Origin of the sequence: Microbacterium resistens, assembly GCF_021172025.1 — a bacterium.
Classification (GTDB): domain Bacteria; phylum Actinomycetota; class Actinomycetes; order Actinomycetales; family Microbacteriaceae; genus Microbacterium; species Microbacterium resistens.
This window is the reverse complement of the sequence record NZ_CP082781.1, coordinates 1,584,911-1,601,915: the sequence shown is the minus strand read 5'-3', so window position 1 is coordinate 1,601,915 and position 17,005 is coordinate 1,584,911. Positions and strand designations below refer to the sequence as shown.

The window sequence follows — 17,005 nt, the reverse complement described above, 5'->3', positions numbered from 1 at the left end:
ATATGTCGCGGCTGGGGTTCGGCTTCGCTGTGCGCGATCAGGCGAGCACCGCCGCCGGGGCCGATCGCGCGGGCCGGCCTCGCTTGGGTCGCTCGGTGGCGAGCTCCAGGGCCATCGCGTGGCGGGGATGGGCGGCGAGGCGCTGCTCGACGTGGTCGAGCCACCGCAGCTCCGCCTCGGCGGCGAAGATCATCGAGTCGAGCACGAGGGATCGGGCCAGCTCCTCCGGACCCTCCCGATCGGCTCCGGCGCGCGTCGCTTGCCGGAGGTCCTGCAGGCGGGCGGACGAGGCTTCGCGTTGGCGGCGGATGACCTCGGCGGCGTCCACGCCCGGGAGCGTGGCGGCCACGGAGAGCTTGATGGCGAGCTCGTCCCGGGTCGCCTGTTCGCGCAGGACCGGGGAGTCCAGCCAGGAGGCGACGTCCGCGGAGCCGGCCGGGGTGATCCGCCAGTACACGTGTCCCTGCTCGTCCGGCTCGCCGCGCGCGACGAGGCCGTCCCGCTCCAGGCGCTCCAGGGTGTTGTAGATCTGGCCGACGTTCAGAGGCCAGGCGGATCCCGTGCGCCGATCGAACTCCGCCCGCAGCTGGTACCCGTAGCAGGGGCCCTGGTCGAGGATCGCGAGGAGGCTCTGGCGGACCGACATCTGTCCCCTTTCCCGGAAACTGTTTCCGAGTATAGGGATGAGCCTCCGCGCGTCTGCACGTCGCGACCGGCGGCGTGTCCGGCGACGGATGTCCGCGGAGCGCGAAGTTCGGAGGCGATGCCAAGGTCACGCGCCGGTAACATGGGTGGATGTGTTCGGCGTGCCTCTGCGTGCCGTGCTTCATCCACCACAAGGAGAGACATCCGTGGCGAATCCTCTTGAGAAGCTGCTGCGCGCGGGCGAAGGCCGGACCCTGCGTCGTCTGGGGCAGGTCGTCAAGGCCGTGAACGCCCTCGAGGAGGACTTCGAGAAGATCAGCGACGAGGACCTCCGGGGCGAGACGGCGCTGCTGCGGGAGCGGTTCGAGAAGGGCGAGACCCTCGACCAGCTCATGCCCGAGGCGTTCGCGGCCGTCCGCGAGGCGGCCAAGCGGACCCTCGGCATGCGGGCGTACGACGTGCAGATCATGGGCGGCGCGGCCCTGCACGGCGGCAACATCGCCGAGATGAAGACCGGTGAGGGCAAGACGCTCGTCGCGACCTTCCCGAGCTACCTCAACGCCATCGCGGGACGCGGCGTCCACGTCATCACCGTGAACGACTTCCTCGCGTCGTACCAGTCCGAGCTGATGGGCCGTGTGTACCGCGCCCTCGGCATGACCACGGGCGTGATCGTCTCCGGGCAGACGCCGGACGTGCGCCGTGAGCAGTACGCCGCCGACATCACCTACGGCACGAACAACGAGTTCGGCTTCGACTACCTCCGCGACAACATGGCCTGGCGCAAGGAGGACCTCGTCCAGCGCGGTCACTTCTTCGCGATCGTCGACGAGGTCGACTCGATCCTCATCGACGAGGCCCGGACGCCGCTCATCATCTCGGGCCCGTCGTCGGGGGAGGCCAACCGCTGGTTCACCGAGTTCGCGAAGATCGCGAAGACCCTCGAGGCCGGCGAGGACTACGAGGTCGACGAGAAGAAGCGCACCGTCGGCGTGCTGGAGCCGGGCATCGAGAAGGTCGAGGACTACCTCGGCATCGACAACCTCTACGAGTCCGCGAACACCCCGCTCATCTCGTTCCTGAACAACTCGATCAAGGCGCTCGCCCTGTTCAAGCGCGACACCGACTACGTCGTGATGAACGACGAGGTCATGATCGTGGACGAGCACACGGGGCGCATCCTCGTGGGGCGCCGCTACAACGAGGGCATCCACCAGGCGATCGAGGCCAAGGAGGGCGTCCCGGTCAAGGCCGAGAACCAGACCCTGGCCACGGTGACGCTGCAGAACTACTTCCGCCTCTACGAGAAGCTCGCAGGCATGACCGGTACCGCCGACACCGAGGCGGCGGAGTTCATGTCGACGTACAAGCTGGGCGTGGTCCAGATCCCGACGAACAGGCCGATGATCCGCAAGGACAAGGCCGATCTCGTCTACAAGAACGAGACGGCCAAGTTCGCGCAGGTGGTCGAGGACATCGCGGAGCGTCACGCCAAGGGGCAGCCCGTCCTGGTCGGCACCGTCAGCGTGGAGAAGAGCGAGTACCTGTCGCGGCTGCTGTCCAAGAAGGGCATCAAGCACGAGGTCCTGAACGCGAAGAACCACGCGCGCGAGGCGGAGATCGTGGCGCGTGCCGGACGCCTCGGCGCCGTCACCGTCGCCACGAACATGGCCGGACGAGGCACCGACATCATGCTCGGCGGCAACGCGGAGTTCCTCGCGGTGCAGGAGCTCAAGGGCAAGGGTCTCGACCCGGTCGAGACGCCGGAGGAGTACGAGGCCGCCTGGGACGAGACGTACGAGGCCATGAAGGCCACGGTCGCCGAGGAGGGCGCGAAGGTCGCGGAGGCCGGTGGGCTGTACGTCCTCGGCACCGAGCGTCACGAGTCCCGCCGTATCGACAACCAGCTCCGCGGACGGTCGGGTCGTCAGGGCGACCCCGGCGAGAGCCGCTTCTACCTCAGCCTCACCGACGACCTGATGCGGCTGTTCCAGTCGGGGGCGGCCGAGGCGATCCTCGCGCGCTCGAACTTCCCGGACGACCAGCCGATCGAGTCCGGTCTCGTCACCCGCGCGATCCGCAGCGCGCAGAGCCAGGTCGAGGCGCGCAACGCCGAGATGCGCAAGAACGTCCTGAAGTACGACGACGTGCTGAACCGCCAGCGTGAGGCGATCTACGCCGACCGTCGGCACATCCTCGAGGGCGACGACATCGCGGACCGCGTCCGCCACTTCATCGAGGACGCCATCACGGCGGTCGTGGATGACCACACCGCCGAGGGGCACACCGAGAGCTGGGACTTCGACAGCCTCTGGACGGAGCTGAAGACGCTCTACCCTGTCGGCGTCACGATCGATGAGGTCGTCGCAGAAGCCGGCGGACGCAAGGGCGGCATCAGCGCCGAGGGACTCAAGCGGGAGCTCCTCTCGGACGCCCTGATCGCGTACGAGCGTCGCGAGCAGACGCTCGGCGAGGCCGCCACGCGCGAGCTGGAGCGCCGGGTGGTGCTGCAGGTCCTCGACCGCCGCTGGCGCGACCACCTCTACGAGATGGACTACCTCAAGGACGGCATCGGCCTGCGCGCCATGGCGCAGCGCGACCCGCTGGTCGAGTACCAGCGCGAGGGCTACGCGATGTTCCAGTCGATGATGGGACAGATCAAGGAGGAGTCGGTCGGTTACCTCTACAACCTCGAGGTCGAGGTGCGCCGCGCCGGTGAGGAGGGCGTCGCCGAGGTCGAGGCGAAGGGCCTGGTGGGAGCCGGGTCCGAGCAGCGGCTGGAGTACTCGGCGCCCAACGACGCCGGGGACGTGGAGGTCCGCAACGACCGGGGCCAGGTGCAGCAGGCGGCCACGGACCGGATGCGTCAGGCGGCCGCTCGCGCGGCCCAGGGCGGCGAGGAGGCCGAGGAGCCGGCCGCGCCGGCCGCGCGCGGCGCCTTCGGCCAGCGGGTCGAGCAGGACGCACCGGCCGGGAACCGCGCGGAGCGGCGCGCCCAGGCGAAGAAGAAGTAGCGCGGGAGACGATACGACGGCCGGCCCCTCGGGGCCGGCCGTCGTCGTTCCGGGCGGGCGCTGCCGTCCGGAACGCCACTGGAGTGGAAGAATGGCCCCCGTGACCACCGCCGACGACCGTGAGCTCGAGTCCACGCGGGTCGCGTCCTGGCTTCGGGACGCGATCCTCGACGGCGAGCGCGCCCCGGGAAGCCGACTCATCGAACGCGACCTCGCCGCTGAGATCGGCGTCAGCCGCGTGCCCGTGCGCGACGCGCTCAAGGAGCTGGACGCCGAGGGACTGGTGGAGCTGCGCCCGCGCACGTGGGCGGTCGTCCGCGAGTTCACGGATGCCGACATGACGGACCTCGACGAGGTGCGAGGGGTGCTCGAGCCCCTGGCGTTCCGTCTGGCCGCCGAACGCCACCGTCGCGAGGGGCTCGAGCGGCTGCACCGATGCCTGACCGCCGAACAGCGTGCGGCGCGTGCGGGCGACGACGTCCTCGCCCGTCGCGCGGCGGCCGACTTCCACGAGATCGTCACCGACCTCAGTGAGAACGACCTGCTGCGGGCGATGATGCGCAGCATCCGCAGTCGGCTGCGGTGGGCGCTGTCCCAGCACAGCGACGTGCAGCACATGGGCGACGAGCACCTGGGGCTGTTCGACGCCGTGCGCCTCCGCGACGGCGACCGCGCCGCCGAGCTCGCGGCCGCGCACATCGCCAGCAGCCGCCGTGAGAGGGAAGCGCACGCGGCAGCGGTGCGCACCCGGGCGGAGAGCCCCGACCCGACCGAGGAGGCCCTCGCCGGGCGGTAGCCTTGGGCGATGACACCACGCCAGTTCGATCAGTCGTCCAAGCTGAAGCACGTCCTCTACGAGATCCGCGGCAACGCACTCATCGAGGCGGCGCGCTTGGAGGCAGAGGGCAACGCGGTGCTCAAGCTCAACACCGGCAACCCGGCGATCTTCGGGTTCGAGGCCCCGCCCCAGATCGTGCAGGACATGCTCGCGACCCTCCCGACCGCGCACGGCTACAGCGACAGCAAGGGGATCGTCTCGGCGCGCCGGGCGGTCGTCAGCCGCTACGAGGAGGTCGACGGCTTCCCGCCGCTGGACCCGGACGACGTGTACCTCGGGAACGGGGTCTCCGAGCTCATCACCATGACGATGCAGGCGCTCCTCGACGAGGGCGACGAAGTGCTCATCCCCGCGCCCGACTACCCGCTCTGGACGGCCATGACGAGCCTCGCCGGCGGTACGCCGGTGCACTACCTCTGCGACGAGGACAACGGCTGGAACCCGGATCTCGAGGACCTGCGCTCCAAGGTGACGCCGAAGACGAAGGCGCTCGTGATCATCAACCCGAACAATCCCACGGGCGCGGTGTACTCCCGTGAGGTGCTGGCCGGGATGGTGCAGATCGCGCGCGAGCACGGCCTCCTGCTGCTCTCGGACGAGATCTACGATCGCATCCTGTTCGACGACGCCGTGCACATCCCGACGGCGACGCTCGCGCCGGACCTGCTGTGCCTGACCTTCAACGGGCTGTCCAAGACCTATCGCGTGGCGGGGTACCGGTCGGGCTGGCTCGCGATCACGGGGCCCAAGGAGCACGCTCGCGGGTTCCTGGAGGGCATCACGCTCCTGGCGTCGACGCGGCTGTGCCCGAACGTGCCGGCGCAGCACGCCGTCCAGGCGGCGCTGTCCGGGGTGCAGTCGATCGAGGCCCTCATCGCGCCCAGCGGACGGCTGCACCAGCAGCGCGACGCGGCCTGGGAAGGCCTGGAGGCGATCCCGGGCGTCTCGTGCGTGAAGCCGGCGGGCGCTCTGTACGCCTTCCCGCGTCTCGACCCGAACGTGCACGAGATCCACGACGACGCCAAGCTCATCTACGACCTGCTCGTCGCCGAGCGCATCCTGCTGGTGCAGGGGACCGGGTTCAACTGGCCCACCCCGGACCATCTCCGGGTCGTGACCCTGCCCGAGCCGCGGGTGATCACCGAGGCCATCGAGCGCCTGGGCAACTTCCTCTCCAGCTACCGCCAGTAGGTCCGCGCTCACCGGAGTGCGTCCGGCCGCCGCCCGTTGCGTCGGCGGCGGCCGGACGCGCCGGCGGGGGAGGGGGCAAGCGGCGCGTCCGCGCGTTCCAGGGATGCGGCGACGCGGCGTATCGCGGCGGCGAAGGCAGAGCGCGGCGCGACGTCGCAGACCGGCCGCGCATGCAGGAGCGCGGCGTCCGACCCCTTCGGATCCGCCGGCAGGAACTGCACGTCGGAGATTCCGGAGAACCGGTCGAGCGCCCGCCGGACCTGTCCCCGGGCGTCGATTCCGAGCGGACCGGGTCGCAGCCGGTTGACCAGGACCGAGATGCGCGCGTCGGCGGCGTGCGCGCGGACCTCGGGGTAGTCCCGGACGAACCGGGCGACACCGAGCGGGTCCGCCGCGGCGACCGCCAGGACATGGTCCGCCTCGTCGAGGACGGTCCGTGTCGCGGCGTTGCGTGAGGGGATGCTCAGGTCGCTCAGGAGCTCCTCGTCCGCCTCCAGCCCCGCGGCGACGTCGACGATCGTGGTGTCGGCCCATGCCCGGGAGGCCGTGAGCGCGGCCCGGAGCCGATCCGTGGAGAGCTCGGGCCAGCGGGACGGTCGGTTCAGGCCCGCGAGGACGTCGAGCGTTCCGTTCGCCGTCTCGACCGGACGGGCCAGTCGGCTCAGCTCCGCTCCGTCGAGCTGACCGCGCTCGGCGCGGCGGCAGGCGGCCGCGAGGCCGGGCGCGTCGTCGTCGATGCCCAGCAGGAGCGCGATCGCGGGCGCATGCGTGTCCGCGTCGACGAGAGCGACCGATCCGGATCCTGCGAGCGTCGCTGCGAGCTGCACGGCCACCGTGGTGCGGCCCGGAGCGCCGTGCGGCCCCCAGACCGCGATGAGGCGTCCCGCTCTCGGCGGTTCGTCGGTGGGGTCCGTCGGCGGCGCGAGGCCCGGGCGGCTCGCGGCCGCGAGCGCATCCGCGATGGTCCAGGCCGTGGCGTCGGCGGGCAGCGGATCGGCGAGACCATGACGACGGGCGAGCCGTCGCGCCCGCTCGCCGTCGCCCAGCAGGAGGATGCGCACGCCGGCGCGGTCGCAGGCGGAGAGGAGCGTGGTCCCGATGAGCGCGCGATCGGCGGGCATGATCACCGCCTGGACCGGGCCGGCGGCGGTCAGGGCCCGTCCCCGACCGATCCGCTCGGCGAGGACGGAAGGGGGGATGCACTCTGCGACGACGTGCCCGGCGAGCGGGAGGTCGTCGCGCAGGTCCTGCGCGACGACCTCGTCGAGGGCGAGCAGAACGGCCATCAGGGGTGCTTCCGCACCGGCACGACGGACATCGCCGAGCCGTCGGTGATCGCGCCCAGGACGTCTCCGACCTCGGCGCGGTCGACGACCAGCTCCAGCGACGCCCGGGAACCGCCGAGCATGCTCTCCTCGCGGGTGACGGCGGCCACGGTGGCGTCGGCCAGCAGGATCCTCGGCGGCGCGAAGCCCGGCCCGTCGGGGAGAGGCGGTGCGGTCCACACCTCGACGACGCTGCCCGGGACGATCGACGGCGGGACGGCGATGGCGCTGTCCACGACGATCGAGGTGACCGACGTCGAGTCCGCCGGTGCGGTCGCCGCGGCGGGCACCAGCTCGCCGTTCTCGATGGTGCGCGTGGCGACGGATCCCGGCTCCAGGGAGGTCGGCGTGAGGTACCTGTCCCCGGCGGCGGCGAGCGCCACGTCCACGACGCGCACGTCCGCGGAGGTCAGGGCCTGCCCGGGGACGATGACACGGGTGGCCTGCAGCACCGGGGCGGTCTGCCGGGCGGCGGACACGACGAGCCACACGCCCCCGACCGAGGCGGCGATGAGGGCCAGCCCGATGAGGAAGCGGAGATCCGCCCAGGGGCGACGGGAGGAACGTACGGAGATCATCCGGACATCGTCACAGAACGGGGCCATGTGTCGACGGAGTTATCCACAGCATGGCAGGCCTCGGACCGGAAACGGCGTGCCGGAGGACAATGGTCGCATGTCCCAGGAGCCCCCGCCGCAGGCGCCCCTCCTCGCGCCGGCACAGGTCGCCGAGCTGCTCGCGATCGAGGTCGACGAGGTCATCGACCTCGTGCTTCAGGGGCGGCTGCGCGGGGTCCGCGTCGGAGTCCCGGCGCGATGGCGCGTAGACGAGGAGAGCATCGCCGACTATCTCGACGCGCAGATCGAGGACAGCCGGCGAGCCGCGCTATGGCGCCAGTCCGAGGCCGCCAGCTTTCCGGAGCTGTGGGGTCCGCCGGTCCGGCGCTGACAGTGCGAGGACCCGGCTCCCCACGCGGATGCCGTCATGAGCGCAGGCGGGTCGGGCCCTCGGTGCGGACGCTGAGGAGCGCCTCCAGCGGGATGAGGCGGAACCCCTGCACCGCCTGAGTACGGCGCGGCATTCCCGCGTCGTGCAGGGCGAGGTCGAGATGATCGGCGCCGGCTCTGTCGATCGTCCCCGCGAGCACGAGTCCGCCCCGGATCCGGACGGTGACGCCCGCGCGGCGGCGGACGAGGTCGCGCAGGACGAAGCCGAGCGTCATCCGCTCCTGCAGCGGCGTCATCGACTCTCCGTCGGTGCTGCTGTCGAGGACCGCGCCGTGGTCGAGACCCCACAGCGTCACGGCGGCCAGGGGGAGCACCGTCATCGCGGACGTTCCCGCCGGGACGAGCGCGGCCCAGTCCGCGCCCGCCCCGCACAGACGCCCGCGGATCGTGGTGGCGTCGACGAGCGTCGCGGTGACCGTGGTGGCGCTGCGGACCAGCGCGCCGAGCCGGGTGCGCAGCTCCAGCCGGGCGATGCGCAGCCGTTCGGACTCCGCGTCCAGCGCGGCCCGCTGCGCCTCCCACCCCGAAGCGAGCTGGTCCTCGAGGTCCTCGAACAGGTGCTCCCATGCCATCCGGCCGAGCGTAGAGGACCATCGCATTCGCGCGTACGCGTTATCCACATTCCTCATCGCACGGCCCGTTCGGCGCCCCGGGCCCGTGCTCTACTTCGAAGGTCCGATCCCGGGAGGGCCCATCGATGGCACTGTACGAAGACTTCGCGCCGCAGCCGACCTCGTCCGCCGAGCTGCCCGATCCGCTGCCGTTGCTGCGCAGCCTCACGCAGGGCGCTCTGGAGGTCCTCGCCGGGGTGCGCGAGGTCGAGCAGCTCGCCCGCTGGTTCACGGAAGAGGCGTACGCGGCGCTCGTCACGCGCGCCAACCTGTCGGCGCGGGCACGCAGCGCGCGCCGGGTCGCGCCGACGCGCCCGGTGTACCGGATCCTGTCCACGCGCTGCTCCGCGCCCGCGGACGGTGTGGTCGAGGCGACCATCGTGGTGGCGGGTCCGGCCCGCACCCGCGCCGTGGCGATCCGGCTGGAAGGGTACGACCGGCGATGGCGGGTCACCACGCTCGCGGTCCTCTGACGATGCACAGCGGCCGCGGACGGGTCGATCCTGCGCGGGCCGTAGGCTGAGAGGGTGTCGACTCTCAGTGACCTCGTGCATGCCCAGGGCTGCCTGAACGACGACGACGTCGAATGGCTCCACCGTCTCGCCGGCGACGGCCAGCTGCTGGCGGACCTCGCCTTCGCGGACATCGTGGTCTGGGTGGCGACCTCGGACGGCTCGTTCATCGCGGTCGCGCACACCCGGCCGAGCGGCGCGGCGACGCTCTTCTATCGGGACATCGTCGGCGAACGTGTCCGGCCCCAGTGGCGCACGCAGGTGCAGGAGGCGTTCGACACCGCGCAGATCGTGGACTCGTCGTCCCCGGACTGGTTCGAGGAGACGCCGACGCGTGTGCGCGCCGTGCCGATCGTCCGCGAGCGCGTGCAGGAGGGCGTCGCGCCGCGGGTCATCGGCCTGCTCACCCGGCACACCAACCTGGGTGAGGCGAGGACGCCGTCCCGCCAGCAGATCACCTTCAACGAGTGCGCCGACGATCTGTTCCGCATGGTGGCGAGCGGGGAGTTCCCCGACCTGGCCGCCCCCACGTCTCCTCGGCGCGGAGCCCCGCGCGCCTCGGACGGTCTCATCCGGATCGACGTGGACGGCGTGGTGACCTTCGCCAGCCCGAACGCGCTGTCCGCCTTCAACCGGATGGGCTTCGACGACGAGCTCGAGGGGGAGTCCCTGGCGGAGGTCACCGCCCGGATCCTCCCGGCCACGCGTCAGGTCGACGAGTCGCTCCCCGTCGTGGTCACCGGCCGGGCGCCGTGGCGCACGGACGTCGAGGCGCGCGGCGTCACGGTGTCGCTGCGCGCGATCCCGCTGCGGGACCACGGCACGCGGATCGGCGCGATCGTGCTGTGCCGCGACGTGTCGGAGCTCCGGCACCAGGAGCAGGAGCTCATCACGAAGGACGCGACCATCCGGGAGATCCACCACCGGGTGAAGAACAACCTCCAGACGGTGGCCTCGCTGCTGCGGATCCAGGCGCGGCGCACGCATTCCGAGGAGGCGCGGGACGCGCTGACCCAGGCCATGCGACGGGTGGAGTCGATCGCCGTGGTGCACGACACCCTGGCCGGGGGACTGGCGCAGAAGGTCGACTTCGACGAGGTCTTCGCCCGTGTGCTCAAGTTGGTGGCGGAGGTCGCCGCGGCGCCGAACACGCGGGCGCGGACGCAGTCGAGCGGGCGCTTCGGCGTGCTTCCGAGCGACTATGCGACGCCGCTGGCCCTCGCCCTGACCGAGGTCGTGACGAACGCCGTCGAGCACGGGCTCGCCGGCCAGGAGGGCGTGGTCACGATCGAGGCCAAGCGGACGGACGAGAACCTGCGGGTGATCGTCCGCGACACCGGGCACGGCCTGCCCGAGGGGCGGATCGGCCAGGGCCTGGGCACGCAGATCATCCGCACCCTGATCCAGGGCGAGCTCGGCGGGACCATCGACTGGCAGGGTACGGACGGCGAAGGCACCGAGGTGACCATCGACATCCCGATGCGCTGGGTCCGGTCCTGACGCATCCGCACGTCGGGGCGGACGGCCGGGGGTCGGGGCGCCGGTCGGGGCCGCGGGGGCCCGGAACGGGCCCCGAACAGCGGGAAGACGCCCCGACGGGGCTCAGGAGGCGCGGCGGGCGCGGGCGGCGCGGCGCTTGAGCGCGCGACGCTCGTCCTCGGAGAGACCGCCCCACACGCCCGAGTCCTGGCTGGACTCGAGGGCGTACTGCAGGCAGATCTCGGTCACGGTGCAGCGGGCGCAGACGGCCTTCGCCTTCTCGATCTGGTCGACGGCGGGTCCGGTGTTCCCGACGGGGAAGAACAGCTCGGGGTCGACGGTGAGACAGGCGGCCTTGTCGCGCCAATCCATGGGGGCTCCTCGGTGTGGTTTCGTATGAGCGCGCGTACGCGCACTCCGGAAACGGGCGACGTTCGGGTGCGCTGCCCGCGGTCATGCATAGGGGAACTGCAAGCGGATGCTCGCCCCACGCCGCTGTGGGAGCACATGGCTGTGATCTATTCTCTTACATGAAACTCGTATGATCAAGGGTTTTCTCCGCACTCCATCCGCCGTGCCCGCCCACGGGCACGGCGGAGCACCGACACCGGGAGGGCCATGCGCGCCTCGAAGCTCACCATCGTCACGGCGGCGCTGCTGGCGCTCGAGGGGATCGCGCTCGTCGTGATCGCCCTGATCGAGGCCTTCCACCTCGGCGCCGGGGACGCGGCGTCCCTGCCGTCCGCGCTCGCGCTGATCGTGCTGACGGCCATCGGGGGACTGGGGCTCGTCGCCATGGCGATCGCCGTGCTGCGCGGGCGCTCCTGGGGACGCTCCGGCGGGATGGTGCTGCAGATCCTCGCCGTCGCGACCGCGCTCAGCGCCCTGTCCGTGCGCCCCTTCCCGACCGCCTTCGTGCTGGCCGTCGGGCTTCCCGGCGCGCTCGGGATCGTAATGCTGTTCCTGCTCACGCGGAGGGAGGGACCGCGGGCCCGCCGTCGCTTCCTGGAGGAGCCGAACGGCCAGGCTCCGCCGGCCGATCGCTGACCGGCCGGACCGGAGCCTGATCAGGCGTCGATGCCGAGGGTCTTGCGCAGACGCGCCACGTGTCCGGTGGCCTTGACGTTGTAGAGGGCGTGGGTGACGACGCCCTGCTCGTCGAGGACGAACGTGGAGCGGATGACGCCCTGGATGACCTTGCCGTAGTTCTTCTTCTCGCCCCAGACCCCGTAGGCCTCGTGCACCGCGTGGTCCGGATCGCTCAGCAGCGTGAACGTGAGGTCGTCGCGCTCGCGGAACTCCTTCAGCTTCGCCGGCTCGTCGCGGGAGACGCCGACGACCTCGTACCCGGCGCCCTGCAGCGACGAGATGCTGTCGCGGAAGTCGCACGCCTGCGTGGTGCAGCCGGGCGTCATCGCCGCGGGATAGAAGTAGAGGACGACCTTCCGGCCGCGAAGGCCGGCCAGGGAGACGGGGGAGCCGTCCTGGTCGCTCAGCGTGAAGTCGGGGGCGGGCGTTCCGGGTTCGAGTCGCTCAGTCGTCACGGTCCCAGCGTAGTCGGCCCGACGACCGGAGGACCGGGGGAGGGGCTCAGGGGCGGTCCCCGAACGTCTCCAGGAGACGCTGCAGGGAGTCCAGGCGAGCCCGCCCTGCCTCGCTGAGTCCCCCCGATGCCGCCGCCTCGTTGAGCGCGCAGTCCTCGGCGTCGGGAAGGTGCGTGCAGCCGCGAGGGCAGTCCTCGGCGATGGCGGCGAGCTCGGTGAAGGCGGCGAGGATGTTGGCGGGGTCGACATGACCGAGGCCGAACGAGCGCACGCCCGGCGTGTCGATGACCCACCCGGACCCGTGCGGCTCCCGATACCGCAGCGACACCGTGGACGAGGATGTGTGCCGCCCCCGTCCGGTGACCTCGTTGACGTGTCCCGTCGCCCGGTCGGCTCCGGGCACGAGCGCGTTCACCAGCGTGGACTTGCCGACGCCCGAGTGACCCACGAAGACGGTCGAATGGCCGACCAGGGCGGCGCCGATGTCCTCGACGGGCATGTGCCCGCGAGCGCTGGTGAACACGCGGAGATCGTCCAACCCGTCGAAGTGCGTCAGGAACGCACCGGGGTCGGCAAGGTCTGTCTTCGTCACGACCAGGAGCGGGCGGATCCCCGCATCGAGCGCCGCGACGAGATAGCGGTCCACGAGGCGTTCGCGCGGCTCCGGGTCCGCCGCGGCGACCACGACGAGCATCTGGTCGGCGTTAGCCACGATCACGCGCTCGACCTGATCGGTGTCGTCGGCGCTGCGCCGCAGCAGCGACGTGCGATCGACGATTCCCACGATCCGGGCGAGCGTGCCTTCGTCGCCGCTCACGTCCCCGACCACGCGGGCCTGGTCCCCGGTGACGATCGGTGTGCGCCGCAGCTCCCTGGCGCGGGCGGTCGTCACGGTGCGTTCCTCGTCCGTGCCCTCGCCGAGGAGGACCGCGTAGCGTCCGCGGTCGACGCCCAGCACCCGACCCACCTCGGCCTCGGCGTGGGCGGGACGGCGCTTGGTGCGCGGGCGGTTGGCCTTCGGGTTCGGACGCGTCCGGATCCGCGCCTCGTCGTAGTCGTCGAAGTCGTCCTCGTCGTCGTCGCCCAGCCAGCTCACGCGGAGGCGCCCCCGACGATCGGCGCCGAGGATCCGGCGAGCATGTCCTCCCAGAGGCGCGTGAAGCCGGGCAGCGTCTTGGCCGTCGTGCCGATGTCGTCGATCTCCACGTCGGGCACGCGCAGACCGATCAGCGCGCCGGTGGTCGCCATCCGGTGGTCGTGGTGTGCCGGCCACACCCCGCCGTGCAGCGGCGCCGGCGTGATCCGCAGCCCGTCCGGGAGCTCCTCGACGTCGCCTCCGAGCGCGCGCAGGTTCCCCGACAGCGCGGCGATGCGATCCGTCTCATGGAGGCGGATGTGCCCGATCCCGCGCAGGGTCGTCGGTGCATCGGCGAACGCGGCCAGGGCGACGAAGGTGGGCGCCAGCTCACCGGCCGCGGAGAGGTCCAGCTGCGCGCCGTGGATGCGCTCTCCGCCGCGCACCGTCAGGACGCCGCCGCGACGGGACGTGTGCGCGCCGAGCGCGGAGAGCAGGTCCGGCAGCAGGGCCCCCGGCTGGGTGGAGTGCGCGGGCCAGCCGGTTACGGAGACCTCCCCGCCGGCGATGAGCGCCGCCGCGAGGAACGGCGCCGCGTTCGACAGATCGGGCTCGATCGGCAGCTCCTTCGCCCGCGGCGCGCCCGCCTCCACCACCCATTCCCCGGGGGCCGGACGCTCCACGTGGATGCCGCGGCGGTGCAGAGCCTCCACGGTCATGTCGATGTGCGGCATGCTGGGCAGCCGCTCGCCGGTGTGGACGAGGTGCAGCCCGACGTCGAAGCGCGGTGCCGCGAGCAACAGCCCGGAGACGAACTGGCTGGAGGCGGAGGCGTCGATCTCCACGCGGCCGCCGCGGATCCGGCCGTGTCCGCGGACGGTGAACGGGAGGGACCAGCTTCCCTCGTCGTCGACGTCCACCCCGAGATCGCGCAGGGCATGGATCATCGCCCCCATCGGCCGGTGCAGGGCGGTCTCGTGGGCCGTGAGGGTGATGTCGCCGTCCGCCAGCCCCGCCAGCGGGGCGATGAAGCGCATGACGGTGCCCGCCTGCCCGCAGTCGATCGTGGAGCCGCCGCGGATGGCGGAGGGGGTCACCTGCAGATCCGGCCCGGCTCCGGCGCCGGGGACCTCCTCGATGGCGGCGCCGAGCGCCCGCAGCGCCTGGACCATGCGCGCCGAGTCGTCCGAGTGCAGCGGCGCGATCAGGCGCCCGGGGCCGTCGGCGATCGCGGCGAGGACGAGCTCGCGGTTGGTGAGCGACTTGGAGCCGGGCACCGAGACGGTGCTCGCCAGCGGCGTCGTGGCGACGGGCGCGGGATAGCGCCCGTCGTGCGGCGGGGCCGGGGAGGGGGAATACCTGTCGTCGCTCATCGGTTCCTACCCTACTGAAGCGCTGTTCCCGCAGCGCCGGCGGATCCCAGGAAGGCGACCGATGATCGCGACGCTCGAACCCGTGGTCGTGGACCCCGACGGCCTAGACTGGCTGGCGATGGATGACCAGGCATCGGAGGACGCGCCCGCGATCACGGCGACGGGCGAGACGGACGCGCGGCAGGAGTTCGAGGAGCAGGCGATCCCCTTCATGGACCAGCTCTACGCGGCGGCCATGAGGATGACCAGGAACCCGGCGGACGCCGCGGACCTCGTGCAGGAGACGTTCGTCAAGGCGTACGCCTCATGGTCGAGCTTCACGCAGGGGACGAACCTCAAGGCGTGGCTGTATCGCATCCTCACGAACACGTACATCAACATTTACCGCAAGCGCCAGCGCGAGCCGCACCAGGGCACGATCGACGAGCTCGAGGACTGGCAGCTCGGCGGGGCCGAGTCGACCACCGCCTCGCACAGCCGCTCGGCGGAGGCGGAGGCCATCGACCGCATGCCCGCGTCCGTCGTCAAGGATGCGCTTCAGGCCGTTCCGGAGGACTTCCGGCTGGCGGTGTACCTCGCCGACGTCGAGGGCTTCGCCTACCAGGAGATCGCCGACATCATGAAGACGCCCATCGGCACCGTCATGAGCCGTCTGCATCGCGGACGACGCATGCTCCGGGAGCTGCTGGCGGACTACGCCGCGGAGCGAGGCATCTCCGCGGCCGGCACGAGGAGCAAGAAATGAACGATTGCGGCTGCGAGAAGGCGCGGCGGGATCTGGAGGAGTACCTGCGGGATGAGGTGTGCAAGACCGAGCACGCCGACATCCGTGCGCATCTGGAGTCCTGCCCGTCCTGCCGCGAGGAGGCCCTGGTGGCGACGACGCTGACCGAGGTCATCTCCCGCGCGTGCAAGGAGACGGCCCCTGAGGAGCTGCGCGATCAGGTGCTGGCGCGTCTGCGCGCCGTCCAGGCCACCGCGCACTGAGCGGTACCGCGAGGGCGTCGTCCGAGCGAACCCGCAGGCGATGGCCGCCGGGGCCGGCACGTCGACCGTAGGCTGGTCGCATGAGCCTCATCGACGCGCACGACGTCCCCCTCGACCCGACCTCCCGCGATCGGCTGGCTGCGTCGGGGCTCGAGTACCGCATCGTCGACCTCGCGGATCCGGCGGCTGGGCGGGCCTTCGCGCGGGCGGATGCGCGGGGCTTCCTCGACGCGGCGCCGAGCGAGGAGTCGGCGGACTTCATGAGGGACGCGCTCTCCTATCGCCGCAACGTCGGGGTGTTCCCTCCCGCGGCCGGCCCGGAGGCGCTCCCGGTCGCCACCGTCAACGGCTGGGTGACGCCCATGACCGTGCCCGGCGGCGAGATCCCGATGTGGGCGATCAGCGCGGTCACCGTGTCGGCGACGCACCGCCGGCGGGGGATCGCCCGCAACCTGCTCGAAGGGGAGCTGCGGGCCGCCGCGGCCGCGGGGGTGCCGCTGGCGGGACTGACGGCGTCCGAGGCGACGATCTACGGCCGCTACGGCTTCGCCCCGGCGCTCCCCGTCGCCCGGATGCGGATCGACACGCGTACCGCCGGGTGGCGCGCCGCGCCCGCGCCCGGACGGTTCGAGTACATCGAGAAGGAGGAGCTCGCGACCACGCTCTCCGAGGTCCACGAGCGCAGCCGCGGTGACCGGGTGGGCAACATCCCGGGCTGGCCGGGACGGTGGGAGCGGATGGCGGGGCTCGCGCCGGGCGACGACAAGGCCTCCTCCGTCCGTGCCGTGCGCTACCTCGACGAGGACGGCGCCGTGCGCGGCGTCCTGGTGTTCTCCCTCTCCCCGTCGTCTCCCGACGCGTTCCGCTTCACCCTGTCGGTCAGCCATCTCGGCGCGGAGACGGCGGAGGCGACGCGGGCGCTGTGGGCCTTCGCCCTCCAGCACGACCTGGTCGACACGGTGACCGCCGACCTCCGGCCGCTCGACGACCCCCTGCCGTGGCTGGTCGTCGATCAGCGGTCGGTGGAGATGACGGTCCACGATCACGGCTGGCTGCGCGTGCTCGACGTCCCCGCCGTCCTGACGGCGAGGACCTACGCCTCGCCGTTGTCCCTGGTCCTGGGCGTGCAGGATCCGCTCGGCATCGCCGGCGGGACGTGGCAGGTCGTCATCGGGGACGACGGCGTCGCGCAGGTCGAGGTCACCGACGCGGAGCCGGAGCTGCAGGCGGACGTCGAGACGCTGTCGGCGCTGTACGCCGGGGGAGTGACACCCGGTGCGCTGCACGCCGCGGGGCGCCTGGACGCGTCGCCGGAGCGTGTGGCGGCGCTGGACGCGGCGCTTCGGACGAGCACGGCGCCCCTCCTCGGCATCTGGTACTGACGCCCCGACCAGGCCGGACGAC

General features: G+C 71.9%; 18 protein-coding genes. 10 read left to right on the top strand and 8 right to left on the bottom strand.

The window, feature by feature from the left end; all coding sequences use genetic code 11:
* Window positions 1-37 precede the first annotated feature (37 nt).
* Window positions 38-646 carry a PadR family transcriptional regulator gene (locus tag K8F61_RS07760; protein ID WP_231821248.1) on the bottom strand — a complete coding sequence of 203 codons (609 nt, stop codon included), beginning with the start codon at window positions 644-646 and terminating at the stop codon, window positions 38-40.
* Between the two features lie 205 nt (window positions 647-851).
* Between K8F61_RS07760 and secA the strand changes: the two genes are divergently transcribed.
* The 3 genes from secA to K8F61_RS07745 all read left to right on the top strand — a co-directional run bounded on the left by secA (window position 852) and on the right by K8F61_RS07745 (window position 5,688).
* Window positions 852-3,659, top strand: coding sequence for a preprotein translocase subunit SecA (gene secA / locus K8F61_RS07755; protein WP_231821247.1), 2,808 nt, complete (start codon window positions 852-854; stop codon window positions 3,657-3,659).
* 91 nt (window positions 3,660-3,750) lie between these two features.
* Window positions 3,751-4,455, top strand: coding sequence for a GntR family transcriptional regulator (locus tag K8F61_RS07750; protein WP_231821246.1), 705 nt, complete (start codon window positions 3,751-3,753; stop codon window positions 4,453-4,455).
* A 9-nt stretch (window positions 4,456-4,464) separates the two neighbouring features.
* Window positions 4,465-5,688 carry a pyridoxal phosphate-dependent aminotransferase gene (locus K8F61_RS07745; RefSeq protein ID WP_067249552.1) on the top strand — a complete coding sequence of 408 codons (1,224 nt, stop codon included), beginning with the start codon at window positions 4,465-4,467 and terminating at the stop codon, window positions 5,686-5,688.
* Window positions 5,689-5,696: 8 nt separating this feature from the next.
* Here K8F61_RS07745 and K8F61_RS07740 read toward each other — a convergent pair whose 3' ends face one another.
* Both K8F61_RS07740 and K8F61_RS07735 read right to left on the bottom strand, forming a co-directional pair.
* The gene (locus tag K8F61_RS07740) at window positions 5,697-6,974 is read right to left on the bottom strand and encodes a CpaE/TadZ family protein (protein ID WP_231821245.1); all 1,278 of its coding nucleotides are present in this window, start codon (window positions 6,972-6,974) and stop codon (window positions 5,697-5,699) included.
* On the bottom strand, window positions 6,974-7,591 hold the full coding sequence (locus K8F61_RS07735) for an SAF domain-containing protein (protein ID WP_231821244.1): 618 nt from the start codon (window positions 7,589-7,591) through the stop codon (window positions 6,974-6,976). Before K8F61_RS07735 ends, K8F61_RS07740 begins: the two co-directional genes overlap by 1 nt.
* A 97-nt stretch (window positions 7,592-7,688) precedes the next feature.
* On the opposite strand from K8F61_RS07735, the gene K8F61_RS07730 reads away from it, so the two are divergent.
* On the top strand, window positions 7,689-7,961 hold the full coding sequence (locus tag K8F61_RS07730; protein WP_231821243.1) for a helix-turn-helix domain-containing protein: 273 nt from the start codon (window positions 7,689-7,691) through the stop codon (window positions 7,959-7,961).
* A 34-nt stretch (window positions 7,962-7,995) separates the two neighbouring features.
* On the opposite strand, the gene K8F61_RS07725 is transcribed toward K8F61_RS07730, so the two are convergent.
* Window positions 7,996-8,592, bottom strand: a complete 597-nt coding sequence (locus K8F61_RS07725) for a hypothetical protein (protein ID WP_231821242.1) — start codon at window positions 8,590-8,592, stop codon at window positions 7,996-7,998.
* Between the two features lie 125 nt (window positions 8,593-8,717).
* On the opposite strand from K8F61_RS07725, the gene K8F61_RS07720 reads away from it, so the two are divergent.
* Window positions 8,718-9,104 (top strand): Rv3235 family protein, encoded by a 387-nt coding sequence (locus K8F61_RS07720; protein WP_067248180.1) that lies wholly within the window; start codon window positions 8,718-8,720, stop codon window positions 9,102-9,104.
* 54 nt (window positions 9,105-9,158) lie between these two features.
* Window positions 9,159-10,643: a sensor histidine kinase gene (locus K8F61_RS07715; protein WP_067248177.1), complete on the top strand. Its 1,485-nt coding sequence runs from the start codon at window positions 9,159-9,161 to the stop codon at window positions 10,641-10,643.
* Between the two features lie 102 nt (window positions 10,644-10,745).
* On the opposite strand, the gene K8F61_RS07710 is transcribed toward K8F61_RS07715, so the two are convergent.
* The gene (locus K8F61_RS07710; RefSeq protein ID WP_067248175.1) at window positions 10,746-10,994 is read right to left on the bottom strand and encodes a WhiB family transcriptional regulator; all 249 of its coding nucleotides are present in this window, start codon (window positions 10,992-10,994) and stop codon (window positions 10,746-10,748) included.
* A 246-nt stretch (window positions 10,995-11,240) separates the two neighbouring features.
* On the opposite strand from K8F61_RS07710, the gene K8F61_RS07705 reads away from it, so the two are divergent.
* The gene (locus tag K8F61_RS07705; RefSeq protein ID WP_231821241.1) at window positions 11,241-11,669 is read left to right on the top strand and encodes a hypothetical protein; all 429 of its coding nucleotides are present in this window, start codon (window positions 11,241-11,243) and stop codon (window positions 11,667-11,669) included.
* Window positions 11,670-11,689: 20 nt separating this feature from the next.
* Here the strand turns inward: K8F61_RS07705 and bcp are convergent, their stop codons facing one another.
* From bcp to aroA, 3 genes are read right to left on the bottom strand one after another with little or no spacing between them, the layout of a single operon-like run.
* Window positions 11,690-12,166 (bottom strand): thioredoxin-dependent thiol peroxidase, encoded by a 477-nt coding sequence (bcp, locus tag K8F61_RS07700; RefSeq protein WP_231821240.1) that lies wholly within the window; start codon window positions 12,164-12,166, stop codon window positions 11,690-11,692.
* Window positions 12,167-12,212: 46 nt separating this feature from the next.
* On the bottom strand, window positions 12,213-13,262 hold the full coding sequence (gene rsgA, locus K8F61_RS07695) for a ribosome small subunit-dependent GTPase A (protein ID WP_231821239.1): 1,050 nt from the start codon (window positions 13,260-13,262) through the stop codon (window positions 12,213-12,215).
* A complete protein-coding gene (gene aroA / locus K8F61_RS07690; protein ID WP_067248162.1) occupies window positions 13,259-14,614 on the bottom strand; it encodes a 3-phosphoshikimate 1-carboxyvinyltransferase in 1,356 nt (451 codons plus the stop codon). The genes rsgA and aroA overlap by 4 nt, the downstream gene beginning before the upstream one ends.
* 61 nt (window positions 14,615-14,675) lie before the next feature.
* Here aroA and K8F61_RS07685 point away from each other — a divergent pair, with 61 nt between their 5' ends.
* From K8F61_RS07685 to K8F61_RS07675, 3 genes are all read left to right on the top strand, one after another.
* Window positions 14,676-15,359, top strand: a complete 684-nt coding sequence (locus tag K8F61_RS07685; protein ID WP_157518235.1) for a sigma-70 family RNA polymerase sigma factor — start codon at window positions 14,676-14,678, stop codon at window positions 15,357-15,359.
* Window positions 15,356-15,601, top strand: a complete 246-nt coding sequence (locus K8F61_RS07680) for a zf-HC2 domain-containing protein (RefSeq protein ID WP_067248159.1) — start codon at window positions 15,356-15,358, stop codon at window positions 15,599-15,601. The genes K8F61_RS07685 and K8F61_RS07680 overlap by 4 nt, the downstream gene beginning before the upstream one ends.
* An 80-nt stretch (window positions 15,602-15,681) precedes the next feature.
* On the top strand, window positions 15,682-16,983 hold the full coding sequence (locus tag K8F61_RS07675) for a GNAT family N-acetyltransferase (protein WP_231821238.1): 1,302 nt from the start codon (window positions 15,682-15,684) through the stop codon (window positions 16,981-16,983).
* Window positions 16,984-17,005 lie beyond the last annotated feature (22 nt).